The 18,409-nt window shown below is 71.0% G+C and carries 14 protein-coding genes, 2 pseudogenes and 1 riboswitch; of the genes and pseudogenes, 6 read left to right on the forward strand and 10 right to left on the reverse strand.

The window, feature by feature from the left end; translation table 11 throughout:
- Window positions 1–565: 565 nt before the first annotated feature.
- The 7 genes from IE318_RS38060 to IE318_RS38090 form a co-directional block, all read right to left on the reverse strand.
- Window positions 566–1,966: a purine-cytosine permease family protein gene (locus tag IE318_RS38060; RefSeq protein WP_030178102.1), complete on the reverse strand. Its 1,401-nt coding sequence runs from the start codon at window positions 1,964–1,966 to the stop codon at window positions 566–568.
- Window positions 1,956–2,051: riboswitch (TPP riboswitch) on the reverse strand. (Overlaps the previous gene by 11 nt.)
- A gap of 67 nt (window positions 2,052–2,118) precedes the next feature.
- Window positions 2,119–2,334 (reverse strand): hypothetical protein, encoded by a 216-nt coding sequence (locus IE318_RS38065; RefSeq protein WP_189907486.1) that lies wholly within the window; start codon window positions 2,332–2,334, stop codon window positions 2,119–2,121.
- Between the two features lie 200 nt (window positions 2,335–2,534).
- Complete coding sequence (locus IE318_RS38070; RefSeq protein WP_189907487.1) at window positions 2,535–4,196, reverse strand: sialidase family protein; 1,662 nt, start codon at window positions 4,194–4,196, stop codon at window positions 2,535–2,537.
- Window positions 4,197–4,251: 55 nt separating this feature from the next.
- Window positions 4,252–6,327 (reverse strand): glycoside hydrolase family 2 protein, encoded by a 2,076-nt coding sequence (locus IE318_RS38075; RefSeq protein ID WP_189907488.1) that lies wholly within the window; start codon window positions 6,325–6,327, stop codon window positions 4,252–4,254.
- A gap of 56 nt (window positions 6,328–6,383) precedes the next feature.
- Entirely contained in the window at window positions 6,384–7,253 is an 870-nt protein-coding gene (locus IE318_RS38080; protein ID WP_189907489.1) for a carbohydrate ABC transporter permease, read from the reverse strand.
- 68 nt (window positions 7,254–7,321) lie between these two features.
- A complete protein-coding gene (locus tag IE318_RS38085; RefSeq protein WP_189907490.1) occupies window positions 7,322–8,254 on the reverse strand; it encodes a carbohydrate ABC transporter permease in 933 nt (310 codons plus the stop codon).
- On the reverse strand, window positions 8,251–9,609 hold the full coding sequence (locus tag IE318_RS38090; protein ID WP_189907491.1) for an ABC transporter substrate-binding protein: 1,359 nt from the start codon (window positions 9,607–9,609) through the stop codon (window positions 8,251–8,253). The genes IE318_RS38085 and IE318_RS38090 overlap by 4 nt, the downstream gene beginning before the upstream one ends.
- A 256-nt stretch (window positions 9,610–9,865) precedes the next feature.
- On the opposite strand from IE318_RS38090, the gene IE318_RS38095 reads away from it, so the two are divergent.
- On the forward strand, window positions 9,866–10,891 hold the full coding sequence (locus tag IE318_RS38095; protein WP_189907492.1) for a LacI family DNA-binding transcriptional regulator: 1,026 nt from the start codon (window positions 9,866–9,868) through the stop codon (window positions 10,889–10,891).
- Window positions 10,892–10,925: 34 nt separating this feature from the next.
- On the opposite strand, the gene IE318_RS38100 is transcribed toward IE318_RS38095, so the two are convergent.
- Entirely contained in the window at window positions 10,926–11,858 is a 933-nt protein-coding gene (locus tag IE318_RS38100) for an LLM class flavin-dependent oxidoreductase (protein WP_229904023.1), read from the reverse strand.
- A 109-nt stretch (window positions 11,859–11,967) separates the two neighbouring features.
- Between IE318_RS38100 and IE318_RS38105 the strand changes: the two genes are divergently transcribed.
- Together IE318_RS38105 and IE318_RS38110 are read left to right on the forward strand one after the other, a co-directional pair.
- Window positions 11,968–12,426 (forward strand): MarR family winged helix-turn-helix transcriptional regulator, encoded by a 459-nt coding sequence (locus IE318_RS38105; RefSeq protein WP_189907493.1) that lies wholly within the window; start codon window positions 11,968–11,970, stop codon window positions 12,424–12,426.
- Between the two features lie 219 nt (window positions 12,427–12,645).
- Window positions 12,646–13,092: a hypothetical protein gene (locus IE318_RS38110; RefSeq protein ID WP_189907494.1), complete on the forward strand. Its 447-nt coding sequence runs from the start codon at window positions 12,646–12,648 to the stop codon at window positions 13,090–13,092.
- Between the two features lie 232 nt (window positions 13,093–13,324).
- Here the strand turns inward: IE318_RS38110 and tnpA are convergent.
- Window positions 13,325–13,609, reverse strand: a pseudogene (tnpA, locus tag IE318_RS38115) (IS200/IS605 family transposase); the annotation flags it as partial.
- Window positions 13,610–13,629: 20 nt separating this feature from the next.
- On the opposite strand from tnpA, the pseudogene IE318_RS38120 reads away from it, so the two are divergent.
- A pseudogene (locus tag IE318_RS38120) lies at window positions 13,630–14,831 on the forward strand (RNA-guided endonuclease InsQ/TnpB family protein).
- Window positions 14,832–14,844: 13 nt separating this feature from the next.
- Here the strand turns inward: IE318_RS38120 and IE318_RS38125 are convergent.
- Window positions 14,845–16,074, reverse strand: a complete 1,230-nt coding sequence (locus IE318_RS38125) for an aromatic acid exporter family protein (RefSeq protein WP_189907497.1) — start codon at window positions 16,072–16,074, stop codon at window positions 14,845–14,847.
- Between the two features lie 402 nt (window positions 16,075–16,476).
- Between IE318_RS38125 and IE318_RS38130 the strand changes: the two genes are divergently transcribed.
- Window positions 16,477–16,896 (forward strand): SsgA family sporulation/cell division regulator, encoded by a 420-nt coding sequence (locus IE318_RS38130; RefSeq protein WP_189907498.1) that lies wholly within the window; start codon window positions 16,477–16,479, stop codon window positions 16,894–16,896.
- A 268-nt stretch (window positions 16,897–17,164) separates the two neighbouring features.
- Window positions 17,165–18,397, forward strand: a complete 1,233-nt coding sequence (locus tag IE318_RS38135) for an FAD-dependent oxidoreductase (RefSeq protein ID WP_030178125.1) — start codon at window positions 17,165–17,167, stop codon at window positions 18,395–18,397.
- Window positions 18,398–18,409: the final 12 nt, after the last annotated feature.

Genomic DNA, 18,409 nt, shown 5'->3' on the forward strand with positions numbered 1-18,409 from the left:
TGCTATGAGGCTCTCTGTACTGGTCAAATGCGTTCTGTTCCTACGACGCTCCTTCGGACGTGATCTGGCTCCTATGGGTGGCATCACACCCAGCGGCCCTCTGGAGGGCTTTTGGAGCCCCTTCGGAGCCTGCTGTCAGGGGGTCCGGGAAGGGGTCCGGGAAGCGGTCGCGGCGGCGCGGTGATCCCGCCGGACCCGTCCCGGACCTAACCTGAGGACATGGACGGTGAAGAACACGTCTGTTCCGTCTGCGGGCAGCCCGTGGAGGCTGTGGTCCGACGGCACAAGACCCTGGGCGCGTGGGTGCCGGTCTGGGTGCCGGGGCCGTGCCGGAACCCGGAGTGCCGCGCGTCCGACGCCGCCGAGTCAGGCACCGCAGTGGCCCGACGGCCCCAGGAACCGCCCGCGGAGGCGGACGGGCCCGTGGAGGCGGACGGGCCCGCGGAGGCGGACGGGCCCGCGGAGGCGGACGGGCCCGCGGCACATCCCGGCCCGATGGAAGAGGAAGGCGGTCCGACGGAGGAAGAAGCCTGAGGACCCGGCCCCTGCCCCGACCCCGGCACGATCAGGAGCGGCGCCGGATACGCAGCGGCGCGTAGACGAGCAGAGCCGCCGCGAACGCCACCGGATAGGCGAGGTCGGCGCCGTGCAGGGCCCGGGCGACCGGGCCCACGTACAGGCCGGTGCTCATGAACGGCACCGCCACGGCGAAGGCGACCACGAAGGCGGCCAGGGCCGGCCACCACGGCTGCGGGCCCGCCGTCTCCGCCGCCAGGTCCACCGGCTTCCCGCCGCGGGCCCGGGCACGGACGACCCAGTCGACGACCACGATCGCCACGAAGGCGGGAATCCAGTACCCGACGAACAGGAGCACGTTCTGGAAGCGGGCGGTGGTGTCGGCCGCATGCATCCAGAGCACGAGCGGGAAACCGAGCACCGCGGCGAGGGCGGCGGCCACCGGCCGGGGCAGGCGCACTCCCATGGTCTGCAGTGCCAGCGACCCGCTGTAGTCGTTCATGGCGTTGCTGCACAGGGCCGCCAGCGCGACCGCGAGCAGTCCGAAGGCGCCGAGCGCGCCCCCGCCGAGCAGCGTGTCGACGCCTCGAGCGGTCTGGTCGGTGAACTCGGCCGCTCCCCACAGGCCGAGCGCCTGCACGGCCACGAAGGACACGCTGACACCGAGCAGGGTGTACCAGAACATCCGCGGGCGGGACGCGGTACGCGGCAGGTAACGGCTGAAATCACTGGCGTACGGGGCCCAGGACAGCGCCAGACTCAGCGCGATGGTGCAGGTCAGGACGAACGCACCGGCCCGGTCGGCGCCGTGGACGGTCGCGGACGTCACGGCATGGCTGCCGCCGGGCAGCTTCACCGCCATCACCGCGAAGGCCGCGGCGAGCGCGAAGGTCATCACCGTCTGGAGGCGGTGGATCGCCTCGTAACCGAGCACGCCCAGCGCGCCCTGGGCCGCCATCATCACCAGGACACCCGCCCAGAACGGCCAGCCGCACAACTGCGCCAGCGCATCCCCGCCGAACAGGCCGATCAGGGCGTCCCAGGCGATGGACGACAGCCACTGCAAGGCCCCCGGCAACGTGACGCCCCGGCCGAAGGCCAGCCGGGCCAGCGGCATCTGTCCCGCACCGGTCTGGCTTCCCCATGTGCCGAGGTAGGCGGTCGGTATCGCACCGAGCAGTGTGCCCAGCACGACGGCGGCGAGCGCGGTGGCGAAGTCCAGCCCGAGCGCGATGCCGACCGTGCCGGTGAACACGCCGGTCATGGTCAGGTTGGGCGCGAACCAGACGGTGAACAGCCGCCCGGGGCCGCCGTAGCGCGCGGTCTCGGGCACCGGGGCGATGCCGCGCGCCTCCACCCGGAGATCCCCCGGGGCCGAGGGCATCCGCCCGTCGAACACGCGCTCTGTGCCGGTGACGGCCGACTCACCGTGGGCATACGGCAATGACATGTGACATCCCTCCGCCAGTCCTAACTGGTTCAGGTTCGACGGGTGTGATCTCAGCCCCCGCATGGGGGCACCCCGTGTCGAGTACGGCCGTCAGGATAGCCCGGCGGGCGAGGGGGTTCGTCAGTGCGTTGGTTCTCCGGCGCGTGTGCCCGTCAGCCGGTTCCCTCGTCGAGGACGCGGCGGGCCGCCTCGGCTTCCGCCGCCGGTGGCGACAGCTCGTCGAGGGTGTCGAGTTCGGTGTCCGTCTCCAGTTCCCGTTCCCAGGCCGCCGCGAGCCGTTCCTGCTCCTCGCGCGGCTTGGCGCCGATGGCCTCCCGGTGGTCCGGGTCCAGGGCCGCCAGGAATCGTCCGACCGGGTCCGTCGGCATGCCGTGCCCTCCTTGTCTCCGGGAAGGGTGCGCGTACCGGCCCAGCATGGCCAATCGGTCCCGCGGCGGCAGTCCGACACGGCCCGGGATCCCCCGGACGGCCCTTCCGCTCGCTCGGCCGCGCGCGGACACGCGGCGGCACCACCCACCGGGCGGGCACTGGGCGCCGCCACGTACCGGCAGGTGGTGCCGAAGGACGTTCAGGCCGGCAGGTTCCACTTCTGTGTGCCCAGGCCGTTGCAGTCGTAGATCTGCAGGTGGGTGCCGTTGGCCGTGGCACCGGAGGGGATGTCCAGGCAGCGGCCGGACTGCGGGTTCAGCAGCGAACCGTCGGCCTGGTGGCGCCACTGCTGGCCGCCGGCGCCGTTGCAGTCCCACAACTGCACCTTGGTGAAGTTCGCCGTGCCGTTGCCGTCGATGTCCAGGCACCGGCCGAACGCGCGCAGCGTGCCGTCCGGCGCGACCGACCAGCGCTGGCCTGTGGCGGTGTTGCAGTCCCACAGCTGGGCGGCCTTGCCGTTGCCGCTGATGTTGGTGTCCACGTCCAGGCACTTGCCCGCCACCCACGGCGTGGTGACCTGCCCGACGGGTCCGCCCAGCGCGCCGGTGCCGAAGCGGACCTGGCACTGGTTGCCGGTGCCGAGCCAGGTGGCGCTCAGGTAGAGGAAGGAGGTGCCGTCGGCCCGCGGCACGATCGGTGAGCTGTAGCCGGGGCAGGACGGTTCGCCGGAGTTGTAGCCGCCGGTCGGGGAGGTACGGACCGGGGCCTCGATCTCGGTCCACTCGCCCGCGCCGAGACGGGTGTTGGAGAACACGACCGTGCCGGACTCCGTCATCACCGACTTGTCGCCGGTGGGCCCGGTGACGACGCGCTGCCCGGACAGCAGCAGCGTGCCGTCGGACCCGCCGCCCGGGACCCAGGCGAGGTACGGGGTGTGCAGCAGCTGCCGCCCGTCGCTCGTCTGCACCAGCGTGCCCCGGTTGTCGGCGGGTGCCCAGTTCAGGCCGTCGGGGCTGGTCTTGGTGTACACCTCGCAGGCGTGGTCGGGGTCCGTGGCGTCGCGGCACATCTCGTACGCCATCATGAACCGCCCGTCGGGCAGCGGCACGACGATCGACATGCCCGGGCGGGCCAGGTCGTCGGACGGGAACGCGACGTCCTGGGTCAGGGCCGAACTCCAGGTGCGGCCGCCGTCGGTGGAGGTGTAGTGGCCGATGACCTGGTTGTTGGTCGGGCTGTTCGCGGGCCGCTCGTCGGAGATGAAGCAGGCCAGGGTGTTGTTCGGGGCGAGCAGGAACCACGGCTCCCACATGCCGTGCCCAATGGTGTCGGGCAGGCCGCTGGTCTGGGTGCAGTTGGACAGGTACTGCCAGCTCAGGCCGTGATCGGTGCTCTTGAAGACCTCGACCTTCTGCGTGGTGTAGTCGCCGACCCGCCAGGCGGTGCCGGCGGCCAGCAGGTCGCCGGCGTTCAGACCGTTCGCGGTGCGGGGCACCTCGTAGAGCACCGGTGCCTCGAGGTCCCAGCCGGCGGTGTGCGAGGCGATCGTGGAGACGGGTGAGGTGCTCCAGGTCTGTCCGCCGTCGGTGCTGCGGTAGACCGGCAGCGAGCTGGGGCCGCCCTGGTTGCGCCTGGCGAACGTGGCCAGCATCGTCCGGCCCGACGAGCCGTCGTGGTCGAGGCGTACGGCTCGCGGGTAGCTGTCGTCGCCCTGCGGGTACGCCGACAGGTCGGGCGAGGCCAGCACCTTCCCGTCGGGCGCGGCCGAGGCGGGCGGGGCCCACAGGGACAGCAGGGCCGCGACGAGTGCGAGGACGCCGAGCAGGGCGGGGGACCCGCGCCCTGGTGAGTGCGTGCGCACGTGAGGACTCCTTCAGGTGTCGGTGGTGCGGGAGGGAACCGGTACGGGTATCGCGTCACTCGGCCGCACGGGCCGGCGGGTCGTCGCCGATGTGCGGTGCGGTCCGGGTGTCCACGTCGAGTGCGGTGCGGGCGACGACGGCACCGTCGGCCACCAGCGCCAGATGCAGTCGTCCGCTGGTCCAGCCCTCGGGCAGGGCGGCGGAGACGGCGACCGGGGAGCCCAGGACGTACGGCTTGGCCTCCGCCCGGCATCCGGCCACGGCGTCGCCCGGGCCGTCGGGCGCCGGTCCGTACACCGGTGTCCACGCGCTGTGCAGCAGACCCGTGACCGGCTCACTTCCGTGGTGGGACACGCGGACGTCGACCGTGAACTCCCGGGTGGCGGTGAGGAGGTCCCGGCCCGGTGCGACCGGCGTGACGTCCAGGACGAGCGTGGTGGGCGCGTTGACGTGTGCCGGGTCGACGCCGGCGAGGTCCTTGGCACCGCGGTGGAAGTCCAGCAGCCCGGCGCTCTCGTGCTCGATGTCGTACAGCTCGGTGTAGACGTATCCGGCGAGCCGGTCGTGGCGGCGCAGTTCCTGGGTCTGCCAGCGCAGATGCCAGGCGCGTTCCAGACCGGTGAAGCCGCCGCCGTACTCGCTGTTGAGGTTCGGCAGGCCGCGCAGCGGCTGCCCGGGCACGGCGAGCTTCTTGTGCACGACGTAGTCCGGGCCGAGCTTCACGGGGAAGTCGTCCCGCTCGCCGGAGAGCAGGTCGGCGATCGTGCGGGCCCAGGAGGCGGCGCTCTCGTCGTAGTAGTGCCAGTCCAGCAGATCCGTCTTGACGTGCGTCCAGCCGGAGTTGTCGACGACCGGCCTGGTGGGGTCGAGGGACTTGAGCCGGTCGTAGGCGTCGGCGGTGGCGCGCTGCTTGGCCGGGTCGCCGGGGATGTCCCAGTCCAGGCCCCACTCCTCGTTGTACAGGCCCCAGATGACGATGGCGGGGGAGTTGCCGTCGCGTTCCACCATCGGCTCGATCTGCTCGGCGAAGGCGGCGGTCGAGGCGGGGGAGAAGCGGCCGGGCGAGGCGGGTTCGGCCCACAGCAGCATGCCGAGCGTGTCGGCGTGGTGGACGAAGCGCGGATCCTCCAGCTTCAGGTGCTTGCGTACGAGGTTGTAGCCGGCGGCCGCGGCGAGCTCCAGGTCGCGGCGCAGAGCGGCGTCGTCGGGCGGGGTGATGCCGGTCTCGGGCCAGTAGCCCTGGTCCAGCACGCCGCGCACGAACAGCCGCTCTCCGTTGAGGAGCAGCGTCTCGCCGTCCACGACGATGGAGCGCAGCCCGGTGTAGCCGGTCACGTGGTCCGTGCCGTCGGCGGATGTCAGTTCGGCCTCGACGTGGTACAGGTGCGGGTCCTGCGGCGACCACAACCGGGGCGCGGGCAGCAGCAGTTCGGTGCGGACGCGCCCCTCGGGGTCCACGTCCGTCGTGACGGCGGTGGCCTCGCCGCGCACCCGCAGCCGCAGCACCGCGCCGTCCGTGTGGGGGCCGTGCACCGACGCCTCGACCGCGATGCCGGTCAGGTCGTCGGTCGGGCGCAGCCGCAGCGCGGAGAGATGGGTGGCGGGGCGGTGCTCCAGCCAGACGCTCTGCCATATCCCGGAGGACGGGGTGAAGCAGACGCCGTCGTAGTCGTCGCGGGGCATGCTGCGCTGCTTGCCGTGCGCGATGTCGAGCTTGTCCGCGGGGGCGTGGACGCGTACGACGAGCAGCTGCTCGCCGTCGCCGAGCGCGTCGGTCACATCGGCCGAGAACGGGGTGTAGCCGCCCTCGTGGTGGGCGACCTCGGTGCCGTTGACCCACACGGTGGCCTCGTGGTGGACGGCACCGAAGTGCAGGACGACCCGCCGGCCGGTCCAGTCGGCGGGCACGGCGAACGTACGGCGGTACCAGGCGGTCTGGAGCCAGTGCGCGGCGATGCCGGAGGCGGGCGTCTCCCAGGCGAAGGGCACCGTGATCCGCCGGTCGTAGCCGTCGGCGGTGTCGTCGGTGTGCTCCTGGTCGGGGTCGGCGCGGAAGTCCCAGGCGCCGTCGAGGCTGAGCCAGGCGTGCGAGCGGTCGAAGTGCGGGCGGGGGTAGGCGGGGCGGGGCATGGGTGGGGTGCTCCGATCGTCGATCTCTGGGCGGGCTTGGGGCAGGTGACGGGACGTCAGCCCTTGACGCTGCCCGCGAGGATCCCGTTGATGAAGTGGCGTTGCAGCAGGACGAACAGCACCAGCACGGGCAGCATCGCGATGCTTCCGGCGGCCAGCAGTTCACCCCAGACACTCGCGAAGTCGGCGCCGATGCGGTTGCCGGTTACGTTCTGCGCGAGGGTGGACAGGACGACCTGAAGGGTCTGGTGCTTCTCGTCGTTGACGGCGACGACGGGCCAGACGAAGTCGTTGTAGACGTTCATGGCGGTGAGCACGCCCAGTGCGGCGAGCCCCGGACGGATGACCGGCAGGACGATCCGGGCGAAGATCCCGAACTCGCTCGCCCCGTCCACGCGCCCGGCGTCGAGCAGTTCGTCGGGGACCGCCGCGATGGTCTGCCGCATCCAGAAGATGCTGAAGGCGTCGATGCTGCCGGGCAGGATCAGCGCCTGGTAGGTGTTCACCCAGCCCAGCTCGCTCATCTCCAGCAGCAGCGGGATGATCAGCACCAGGGTCGGCAGCATCAGCGTGAGCATCAGCACGCCGAAGAGCAGGTTCCGGCCCGGGAAGCGGTACTTGGCGAAGGCGTAGCCGGCCAGCGGGCAGAAGAACATCGTCATCGCGCCCTTGACGGCCACCACCAGCACCGTGTTGAGGAACCCGGTGCCGATCGGCACGTCGTGGAACATGGCCCGGTAGTTGCCCAGGGTCGCCGAGCCCGGCGAGAAGGACAGCGGGTCGCGGATGATCTCCGCCGGCGGCTTCAGCGAGCTGCTGATCGCCCACCAGATCGGGTAGACGAACAGCACGGCCAGGCCGATGAGCAGGAGGTACTGCAACGGGCCGGGTCGGGGGCCGGCGAGGCTCCTGCTGCTCTTGCCCATGCGGGGCACTCGTCCTTTCCTGGCGGTCACGGGTTTGCCCACGGCGGTCACTCGATTGCTCATGGCGGTCACTCGTCCCGGGAGCGCAGCAGGCGCACGGACAGCAGGGACAGCGCGAACACCAGCAGCACCAGCAGGAAGGAGTTCGCGGCGCCGGTCCCGAGGTCGGACGCCGTGATGTGGTTGTAGAGGTAGAGGCCGCCGGTGGTGGTCGAGCCGTACGGGCCGCCCTTGGTGACCACGAAGGGCTCGGCGAACATCTGGAACACCGCGAGTGTCTGCACCACGACCAGGAAGGCGATGCTGCGCCGTACCAGCGGAAGCGTCAGCGACCAGAACTGGCGTTGCCGGGACGCTCCGTCCAGCGCGGCGGCCTCGTACACGTCGGCCGGTACGGCCTGCAGTCCCGCGAGCAGGATGATGATCGCGAATCCGGTGGTCTTCCACAGGAACAGCAGCGCCAGCGTCGGCTTGGCCCACGCGGTCGACGCCAGCCAGTCGACGTGGGGCAGGCCCACCAGGCCCAGCAGATGGTTCACCAGGCCGTAGTCCTTGTCGAAGGCCACGATCCACACCTGGGCCATCGCCACCAGCGGGGTGACGAACGGCGCGATGAACGCGACCCGGAACATGCCCCGCAGCCGCAGCCGGGCGTTGGCCAGCAGCACCGCTGCCGCCAGGCCGCCGACGATCTGCACGGGCACGATCAGCAGCCACATCACCGCGCTGTTGCCGAGCGAGGACCAGAACTCCTCGCTGGTCAGCAGGTAGGTGTAGTTGTCCAGCCCGATGAAGCGCGCCTCACCGGCGCCCTTCCAGTTGGTGAAGCTCAGCTGGAGCGCGTAGACGAGCGGGTACAGGCCGAACGTGGCGAAGACGACGTAGAACGGCGCGACGAACACGTACGGCGTGAGGAACGGCCCGCGGCGGCGGAAGCGGGAGCGGGGCGGCGCCGGGACCGTCCGCTCCGAGTGCACGGGGGTGAGGGTCGCCGGTGTCACGCGCGGTCCACCAGGTTGCGCTGGATCTTACGGGTGGAGTCGTCGATGACGTCGTCGGGCCGCATGCCGCCCTCCATCAGCCGCTGGAGGTTGTTGCCCAGGTAGTCGACCGACTTCGTCCACCAGGCCGGGATCGGCGCGGCGGCCGGGATGGTGGCGGCGGCGTCCACGGCGACCTTCCACAGGTCCTGCCCGCCGAGCGCGGCCACCGGCTGGAACAGCGGCTTGTCGGCGCGGCGCGCGGGCGTGTAGCTGGGCACGGAGGTGGTCAGGCCGCCGGGGTAGACGCTGCTCGGTCCGTACACGGCCGTGTAGCCGGGCTGCTTGAAGCACAGGAACTCGTACAGCAGCCAGGCCAGTTCGGGGTTCTTCGCCTTCGCCGGGATGATGAAGCTGCTGCCGCCCATCGCGCCGCTGCGGGCGCCGCCCGGGGTCCAGGCCGGCAACGGTGCGGCCCGCCACTTGCCCTTCGTCTTCTTCAGCAGCTGCTGCGGGGCGAACGACCACCACACCGCCCACGGCACCAGCGCCTGCTGCCCGTTCTCCAGGGCGGCGAGGTCGGCCTGCTTGAGGTACTCGCCGTGCGTGACCAGGCCGTCGTCGACGGCGTCCCGGATCCAGGTGAGGATGGTGCGGTACTCCTTGGAGTCCAGCCGCACCTTTCCGTCCGCGTCCGCGAGCGACGTGCCCTGCTGATTGGCGAGCATCTCCAGCCACAGCTGGCCGAGGAAGGGATCCTTCTCCATGTGGATGGGCCGCGCCGAGGAGTTCTTCTCCTTCAGCGCCCGGGCCGCCGCCAGCAGGTCGTCGTACGTCTTCAGCCCCGCGGGGTCGACGCCGGCGTCCTCCAGCAGGTCCTCGCGGTACCACAGCAGACCCGGGTCGAGGTCCCAGGGAACGCCGTAGATGCGGCCGTCGACGGTGTTCACCGACAGCTTGTACGCGGACGTCTGCTCGCGGTACGGCGCGATCAGGTCCGTCAGGTCGTACAGGTGCTCCGCCTGACTGCCGATCTTGGCGTCGTCCCAGAAGCTGCCGTCCGGCAGATCGGTGCCGGTGATCAGGGTGTTGGCGAGCTTGGCGTCGATGTCGACGGCCTGGTGGTTCACCTTCACGTTCGGATACGCCTTGCGGAAGGCGTCGATGGCCTTGTCGAACACCTTGAACAGGTCGCCCGAGCGGTTCCAGATGGTGATCTCGCCCTTGGCCGAGGCACCGGGCGTGCCGGTCAGCTTGCGCGGCTCGGAGGAGGAGGATCCCGGAGCGCAGGCCGCCAGAGGGCCCGCGAGGGCGAGGGCTCCCGCGCCGAGGGCACCGCGCAGGACTCGGCGGCGTGGGACGGTCGGTTGGGGCATGAGTACGGCTCCTCTGGATGGAGGCGGGCGCCGGTGTGGACCGCACGGAACGGTGGAGAGCGCACGCGCACCTGGACGCGGGCGTGCGTCACCGCGCCGCGGAACAGCGGTCCCGCGCCGGTTTGCAACGATGCAGAGATGATGCGGCGCCTTTTGCAACGATGCAATACCCGGGTAACATCGAGTTGTGCCGAGGGCGCCCGACCGGGGCGTTCGGCCGGACTCCCAAGACGGCGACACCCCGAGGGGGAATGCAATGGCCGGTACGACGCTGCGCGACGTCGCCAAGCGCGCCGGAGTCTCGATCCGCACCGTGTCCAACGTGGTCAACGGCTCCGTGCCCGTCTCCGACGAACTGCGCACCCGGGTCGAGGCCGCGCTGGAGGAGCTCGACTACCGGCCCAATCTGGTCGCCCGCAACCTGCGCCGCGGCCGCACCGGGATGATCGCCCTCGTCGTACCCGAGCTCGACGTCCCCTACTTCGCCGAACTGGCCCGCGAGGTCATCACCGCGGCCCGCGCCCACGGTTACGTCGTCATGCTCGACCAGACCGACGGCGACGGCGAACGCGAACGTGAGCTGCTGGGCCGCGAGTCACGGGCCACCATGTTCGACGGTCTGCTGCTGAGCCCGCTGACCATCTCCGCGGAGGAACTGCGCAGCCGCACCAACAAGGTCCCCGTCGTCCTCCTGGGCGAGCACATCTTCAACGGCGACTTCCACCATGTCGCGATCGACAACATCGCGGCGGCGCGCGAGGCCACCGAGCACCTGCTCGGCCAGGGCCGGCGCCGTATCGCCGCCGTCGGCGACCAGCCCTACAGCACCGGCGAGACCGCTCAACTGCGCACCATCGGCTACGGCCAGGCGCTGGAGCGGGCCGGTGTCGCCGTCGACGAGGACCTCGTCGTCCCCACCCCCCGCTTCCACCGCCGCTTCGGTGCCGAGGCCGTGGAGCGGCTGCTCGCCCTGCCCCACCCGCCGGACGCCGTCTTCTGCTACAACGACCTGCTCGCCATCGGCGCGATGCACGCGCTGACCCGGGCGGGGGTGCGCATCCCCGACGACATCGCCGTCATCGGCGTGGACGGCATCCAGGAGGGCCGCTACAGCTCACCGGCGCTCACCACGATCGCCCCCGACAAGGCGCGGATCGCGCACACCGCCGTCAGCACGCTGATCGCCGTCATCGAGGGTACGGCGCCCCCGCCCGCGGAGTCGAAGGCGCCGTACCGCCTGGTGGTCAGGGAGAGCACGGCGGGACGCGCGGCGACGACCTGACACTCGTCGTCCCCGGCGTGGTCCCGGGTGCACCTCAGGCCCGGCCGGCCTCCGCACGCACGGGCGTGATGATCTCGTCGACCAGCCGGTGCGCGACCTGCGAGGGGTAGGGGCTGCGCAGACTCAGCACGATGTGCGTCAGGCCGGCGGCGATGAGGTCCAGGATCGCCTTGCGGTCCCCGGCGGGGTCGTCGTAGGAGACGATGTACTGCACCGAGCGGACGATCGTCCCGGGGTCCCGGCCGATGGCCGCGCAGTGCGCGTCCAGGACACGGCCGCGCTCGATGACGCGGTCGAGTGTGTTGTGCGGCGGCCCGGGGATGTTCCAGATGTCCGCGTGCTCGGCGACCAGGCGCAGGGTCCTGTCGCCCCAGCCGCCCACCAGCAGGGGCGGGCCCGGTCGCTGGACGGGCTTGGGCTCGTTGCGGTTGCCCTTGAGGGTGTAGTAGCGCCCGTCGAAGTCGAAGACGTCCTCGGTCCACATGCGCCTGAGGATGGTGATGGTCTCGGCGAGGCGGGCTATGCCCTCGGCCGGCGGGACGAGTGTCAGGCCGTAGCCGTCGTACTCCGCGATGGCCGGGTTCTCGCCGTCGATGCCTCCGGCCCCGGCCGGCTGGTGCGTGCCGCCCACGCCGAGGCCCATGATGAGACGGCCCCGGGAGATCACGTCCACGGTCGTGGCGATCTTGCCCAGAACGGCGGGCGGACGGATCCGATTGCTGGTCACCAGCAGTCCCAGCCGGAGCCGTCGGGTCTGCGCGGCCAGGGCGCTCAGGAGCGTCCACCCTTCGAGGATCTGCCCGTCCTTGGGGCCCGCGATCGGCATCAGGTGGTCCCACAGCCATGCGTCCGCGAACTCCGGCAGCTCGTCGGCCTCCCGCCACACCCGGAGGATGTCCTCGTACGCCACGCGCATCGGCGTGGTCTTGATGCCGAACGTCACTCGGCTCTGCTGATGCCTCGTCATGATGCCCCGGAGTCCCCTCGTTTGGACATGCCACCGCTGATGACGGCAATGCTGTCAGGGGTGTTGACAATCAGCAACACTGATTATCAGTCGCGGATATGGTGGTGGCATGACGGACGACGCGACCGACGCAACTCCCGAGGCCCTCGCCTCCCGCCTCGGCTATCTGCTCAAGCACGTGCACCTGCGGTGGGTCGAGGCGTCCGCGCGCGCGTTGACGCCGTTCGGTGTCGACGGCCGCGAGTTGGCGGTCCTGGCCGTGCTCGCCGCGGACCGGTCGCTGTCCCAGATGGAGGCGGCGGCCAGGCTGGCCGTCGACCGCACGACGATGGTGGGGCTCGTCGACACCCTGGAGGAGAAGGGGTTCGTCGAGCGCCGCCGCAGCTCCCGGGACCGGCGGAAGAACATCGTGGAGCTGACTCCGGCGGGCCGGGACCGCCTGCGCGAGGCCGAACGCGCCCGCGAGGAGGCGGAGCGCCGGTTCCTCGCCCCGCTCTCTCCCTCGGGTGCCGACCAGTTGCTCCGCGCGCTGCGGACGCTGGCCGCCGCCCCGAGGAGCGCCGACTGACGTTCGGGAGTGAGCGGCCCGGGCCTCGCGGAGTGCCGTCGTTCACAGCCGCGATCTATTCCCGAGTGTGGGGGCAGCGGGCTCATGACATACCTCACCGCGGATTTGGTTAATCGTTCAACTAAGCCGGGCGTAGGTTCGTCAGTGCCCAACTCGAAGGGCACAGTCCCCGCTCCGGCTGAACCGTGCGCGGAGCGGGGCCGAGCAAGGAGGAAGATCATGAGTCGCACCTTCGTGCGCAGGGCCGCCACAGCGGTCGCATCGCTCGGCATCGCGGCAGTCTCGCTTCTCGTGGCCGGCGGTTCCGCCTCGGCCGCGACCGAGCCGACGAGCCACCCCGCAACCGTCGTCACCCATGAAGGCGGCAGCCACGGCGAGCGCGCCGACCGTCACGACGGAGACGACCGTCGTCATGGCAACGGCCGTCAGGAGGACGGCCGTTGGTGGGGCCAGTACCGCGAGCACGACCACCGTTGGAGCGGTCACCGCGAGCACGACAGTCGCTGGGACGGGTACCGCTGGTGGGAGCGCAGCGGACACGACTGGTACAGCTACGACCACGACCACCGCTACCGCTACGACGGTCACCGCCTCTACCGGTGGAACGACGACGCGTGGGTGATCTGGAACGTCGGCGGCCACTTCGACGTCCGCGTTCTCGACTGACAGGCCCTCATCACCGACTCCCGCGTCCGGGTGGGGCATCCGGACGCGGGACGCCGCCGGTTCCCGGGCGGGAACCGGCGGCCGGTCGGGCACGCATGGGCGGACGATCGGTTCGGTGGGGAACCGGTGTCTACCTTTGATCTTGGCCAGTGCGCCGCCCTTCAGGGCGGTGGTGAAGGCCATGTCAGAACTGCTCTGACCCGCACGTGAGCACGGGTCCGCAGTATCAAGCTCATCCCACGGGGCGCTTCTGGTTCTCGATGTACTGGCGTACGACGGTCAGGGGTGCCCCGCCGCAGCTTCCGGCGAAGTACGAGCCGGACCAGAAGTGTCCGCCCCACAGGTACCGGCGGACGTGCGCGTCGTACTCCTTGCGCAACAGGCGGGCGGAGACGCCCTTGAGGGAGTTGACCAGCTTGGAGAGCTGGACCTTCGGCGGGTAGTGCACGAGCAGATGGACGTGATCGTCCTCGCCGTTGAACTGCTTCAGCTCGGCCTCGAAGTCCGTGCACACCTCCCGCATGAAACGGGTTCCGCTTGTACCCGAACGGCCCGCAGCGCTCGGCGCTGGCCAGGGCGTTCGGGTGCGCCCGGGTGGTCTTCAACGATGCGCTTCGCGTCCGTGAGGACGCCCGCGCCGCCGGGCTGCCGTTCGTCACGTCCGCCGAGTTGTCCAAGCGGCTTACGGCATCGAAGAAGACGCCGGAACGGGCGTGGCTCGGCGAGGTGTCCTCGGTGATCCTCCAGCAGTCCCTTCGGGATCTGGACACCGCCTACCGGAACTTCTTCGACTCCCTCAAGGGCAAGCGCCGCAAGATGGGGCCGCCCCGGTTCAAGTCGAAGCGGGACACCCGGCAGGCGATCCGCTTCACCGCGAACGCCGGATGGAAGATTCCCCCCGGCGGAAAGCTCCGCCTGCCCAAGGTCGGCGACGTGACCGTGAAGTGGTCGCGCACCCTGCCGTCCACGCCCACCACCGTGACTGTCATCAAGGACAGTGCGGGCAGGTACTTCGCCTCGTTCGTGGTCGAGACCGGACCGGAAGAAGTCTTGACGCCCACCACGCCCGAGGTCGGCATAGACCTGGGCTTGGGACACTTCGCAGTCCTCTCCGACGGCCGGAAGATCGACAGCCCGCGCTTCCTGTGCCGTGCTGAGAAGCAGCTCAAGAAGGCTCAGCGCGCCTTGTCCCGCAAGGAGAAGGGCAGCGCCAACCGGAACAAGGCCAGGGTTCGCGTCGCACGGGCACACGGCCGCGTCGCGGACGCACGGCGGGAGTTCCACCACCAGCTCTCCACCAAGCTGATCCGCGAAAACCAAGCCATCGCGGTGGAAGACCTGGCGGTCAAGGGACTCGCTCGCACACGCCTGGCCAAGCCCGTGCACGACGCCGGATGGTCGCAGTTCACGGCCATGCTGGAGTACAAGGCCAGCCGGTACGGGCGCACCTTCGTGCGCGTCGGCCGGTTCGAGCCGACCTCTCAGGTCTGCTCGGCCTGCGGCATCAAGGACGGCCCCAAGCCCCTACACATCCGGGAATGGACGTGCCAGGAGTGCGGGACCGTCCTGGACCGGGACATCAACGCGGCGGTCAACGTCGCCAAGGCGGCCGGACTGGCCGTGTCAGCCCGTGGACGCAGGTAAGACCGGGACTCGTTCCGGCACAGCGCGATGAAGCGGGAACCCACCCGGAGCCACGCCCGACAACGGCGCGACAGACGGGAATCGCCCTCCTTTAGGTGGGTGAGGATGTCAAGGGGCTGTGCTCGCGTACGTCGGTGCGTCGGTACGCCGGGGTGTGGTCGCGGCGGTGGTGAACTGGTCGGCGCGGTCGAGGTCGGTCAGGAGGCGTTCGATGTCGGTCATGAGTGATCCGTAGACGTGCCAGGCGCCGGGCTCGGGGAGGGTGCCGTGGGTGATGAGGTCGGTCATGGTGGTGTGCCAGGCGGTGGCCTCGTCGATGCCCTGTCGCAGCCGGTCGCGGGCGGACGTGCTGTGGGGGTCGGCGCCGGGGCCGTGGGCACCGAAGGAGGTGACCGCTTCTCCGGCTGCCTCCAGGGTGGTGGCGTAGCGGTCGAGGAAGAGGCGGCCCAGGTGGTGGTCGGTGTGGCGGTCGTCGACGTTGTCCGCCAGGGTCCGGGCGATGCCGCGGACCTGGAAGGAGACGTGGTGCAGGGCGCGCAGTGCCTCGGCGTGGGCGGGGGGCTGGTGCGGGCCGTGCAGGGCGCCGTGGACGGCGCAGCGGGTGTTCCAGCGCAGGCTTTCCTGGGCCCGTCCGACGTCCTCGTGGGCCTGTGTGACGAGTTCTTCCAGGTGTCTGCCCGCTTCCAGCCAGGTGTGGGCGTGGTCGCCGTGGCGGCGTTCGCGCAGGCCGCGGGCCATGTCGTGCAGGAGGGAGCCCATGGCCGCGGCGAGGTCCCGCACCGAGGCGTCGGAGGCGTCCAGGTGCAGCGGCGGCAGGATGAGGGCGTTGACCGCGGTGCCCGCCGCCGCTCCGGCCAGGGTGGCCAGGACGGGGGCGATGACATGGCCGAGGGGGGCCGCCGCGGCCACGGTCAGGGTGAGCACGGCGGTGGAGACGACCTGCAGCCGGTTGTCGGAGCCGCGGCCGCCCGCGACCAGCGCGACGGCCAGGATCGCCGCGACGCTTCCGGCCGTCGAGCCCAGCATCCACACCACAGCCGTTGCCAGCGACAGTCCCGCCGCCCGGGTGGCCACGCTGCGCGCGGCCTGGGTGAGTGAGCGGTGGATGGTGGGGGCGTTGACCATGAGCAGGGCCGTGGCGACGGCGAGGTACTGCTGACCGGGCAGCCACCAGGACGCCACCTCCCACGACAGCAGTGCCGCGACCAGGCCTTTGGCGCCGCGGGTGAGCGCGGAGACCGCTCGCGTGCGGTGGTGCGGTGACCGGGCCGCGTGCAGCGGCCGCAGGACCGTGGTCGCCGTAGGCCGTCGCTTCAGGCATTTGGTTGAATCTTGCACGAATGCGATGGTTGCACGATTGGCCCCGTATGGGCAGTGGCGTGAGGCACAGCCGGGTGCGGCGATGCGGTGGAAGTGCGCCCTGTCAGGCCGCTTCGAGGGCCTGATGGGCGCCGGGTGAAATACCTCACCAGAGAAGAAGTTTAATCTTGTATGAAATCGGAGTAGCTTCGGCGCTGCTTCACCCCGGCCGGCCCCTGGTCCGGTCCGCCGTCGGAGCGGCGGTTTTCCTCCGCCAGGCGCCTGAGGCGGTGCCGGCGGCGGACGCCTCCCACGGGCGGGGGCCCGCATACGTGCTCTTGCGCGTGGTCGCGGGCCTGTTCGAGACGGCGCCTCGCAGAGAGCGGCCCTGGGCCCCGGCACCGTCCGCGCGGGGAACTACGCACAGAGAGAACCACACCCATGGAGAGCTTCGTCGAGCAGGAATGCGAGATGCGCCTGGTGGCCGCACCGGGCGGCAGCGTCGCGGTACCGACCCGTCTGTCCTACAGCCCGTACGACCCCTACGCCGTGGAGGTCACCTTCCGATTCGGTCAATCCTGCCCGGTCACCTGGGTCTTCTCCCGTGAACTGCTGGCAGAGGGCCTGGACGGGCCCTGCGGGCAGGGTGACGTACGGATCTGGCCCGTCCTGGGTGACGCTCGGCGCGAGGCGCTCTGTCTGGTCCTGTCCGCACCCGACGGGAGCGCCGTGCTCGAGGTGCCCACCGCCGTGGTGGAGCGGTGGCTGAAGCGGACCTACCAGGTGGTACCGGCGGGCCGGGAGGCGGAGTTGCTCGATCTTGACGTCGAGTTGTGCGGGCTGCTGGGGGAGGCGGCCTGAGACCGGCGGAGGGGCGGAGGCGATCTCACGCCTCGTGGCGCCGCCGGACGCACGCCGCCGGCCCTCGGCGGACGGCGTCGCCGCGCGGACGGCCGCATCCCTGCGCGCTCATGCCTGACGCGCCCCCGGACTGCTCACCGGTCCGTGAGACCCGGACAGCCACGGACCGGTGAGCTTGAACGCCTTCTCGACGGCGGGGGAGTACAATTTTCACTGTTCGATGAATTATGTGCGATGAAGTGCTGCTCTCCTGAGAGGCAGGGCTGTGATGGAGCGGACCACGTGCTGTGTGGTCGGCGGCGGCCCCGCGGGCATGGTGCTCGCGCTGCTGCTGGCCCGGGCCGGCATCGCCGTGACGGTGCTGGAGAAGCACGGCGACTTCCTGCGTGACTTCCGCGGCGACACCGTGCACCCGTCGACGCTGGCCCTGCTGGACGACCTCGGTCTGGCGCGGCGCTTCGCCGAGCTGCCCCAGCGGCGGGTGCGCACGGTCCAGCTGCCCGTCGGGGCGGACCGGTCGATGGTGACGGTCGCGGACCTCTCCGTACTGCGCGGGCGCTACGACTACGTGGCGATGGTGCCCCAGTGGGACCTGCTGGACCTGCTCGCCGAGGAGGCCGGCCGCGAGCCCGACTTCCACCTGCGGATGAGCACCGAGGCGACCTCCTTCCTGGTCGAGCACGGGCGGGTCACCGGGGTGCGCTACCGCACCGCCGACGGTGGCACGGGCGAGCTGCGCGCCCACCTCACGGTCGCCTGCGACGGCCGTGGATCACTGGCCCGCTCCCGCCCGGAACTGGGACTGCGCCGCTTCGACTGCCCGATGGACGCCTGGTGGTTCCGCCTTCCGCGGCACGAGCACGACCCGAGCGGACTCGTCGGCGCCACGGGCGACCGCTTCCTGACCGCGATGATCGACCGCGGCGACTACTGGCAGTGCGCCGCGCTCATCCCCAAGGGCAGCGACGCCGAACGCCGCGCCGCCGGCCTGGAGAGCTTCCGGGCCGGCTACGCCGCCGCCGTCCCCTGGATCGCGGACCGTACCCATGTGCTGCGCTCCTGGGACGAGGTCAAGCTCCTCGACGTGCGGCTGGACCGTCTGCGCCGCTGGCACCGCCCCGGCCTGCTCTGCATCGGCGACGCCGCGCACGCGATGTCCCCGGTCTTCGGCATCGGCATCAACCTGGCCGTGGAGGACGCCGTCGCCGCCGCCCGGCACCTGATCCAGCCGTTGCGTGACGGGGCCGTGGGCCTGAGCGACGTGCGCGGTGTCCAGCGCCGGCGCCGGCCCACCACGGTCGCGACGCAGGCGCTCCAGCGGATCGCCCACGCCGGATTCATCGCCCCCGTCCTGCAAGGGCGGCAGCCCCTCGGCAGCGCGGACCGGGCCCGGCGCGTCGCGGGCCTGCTCGCCGGGTCTCCGCTGGTACGCCGCCTCCCCGCCTACTTCGTCGGGTACGGCGCCCTGCGGGAGCGCCCGCCGGACGCCGCCCTCCGATAGCCAGGGGGTGTC

This window comes from Streptomyces spiralis, assembly GCF_014654675.1.
Taxonomy (GTDB): Bacteria; Actinomycetota; Actinomycetes; order Streptomycetales; family Streptomycetaceae; genus Streptomyces; species Streptomyces spiralis.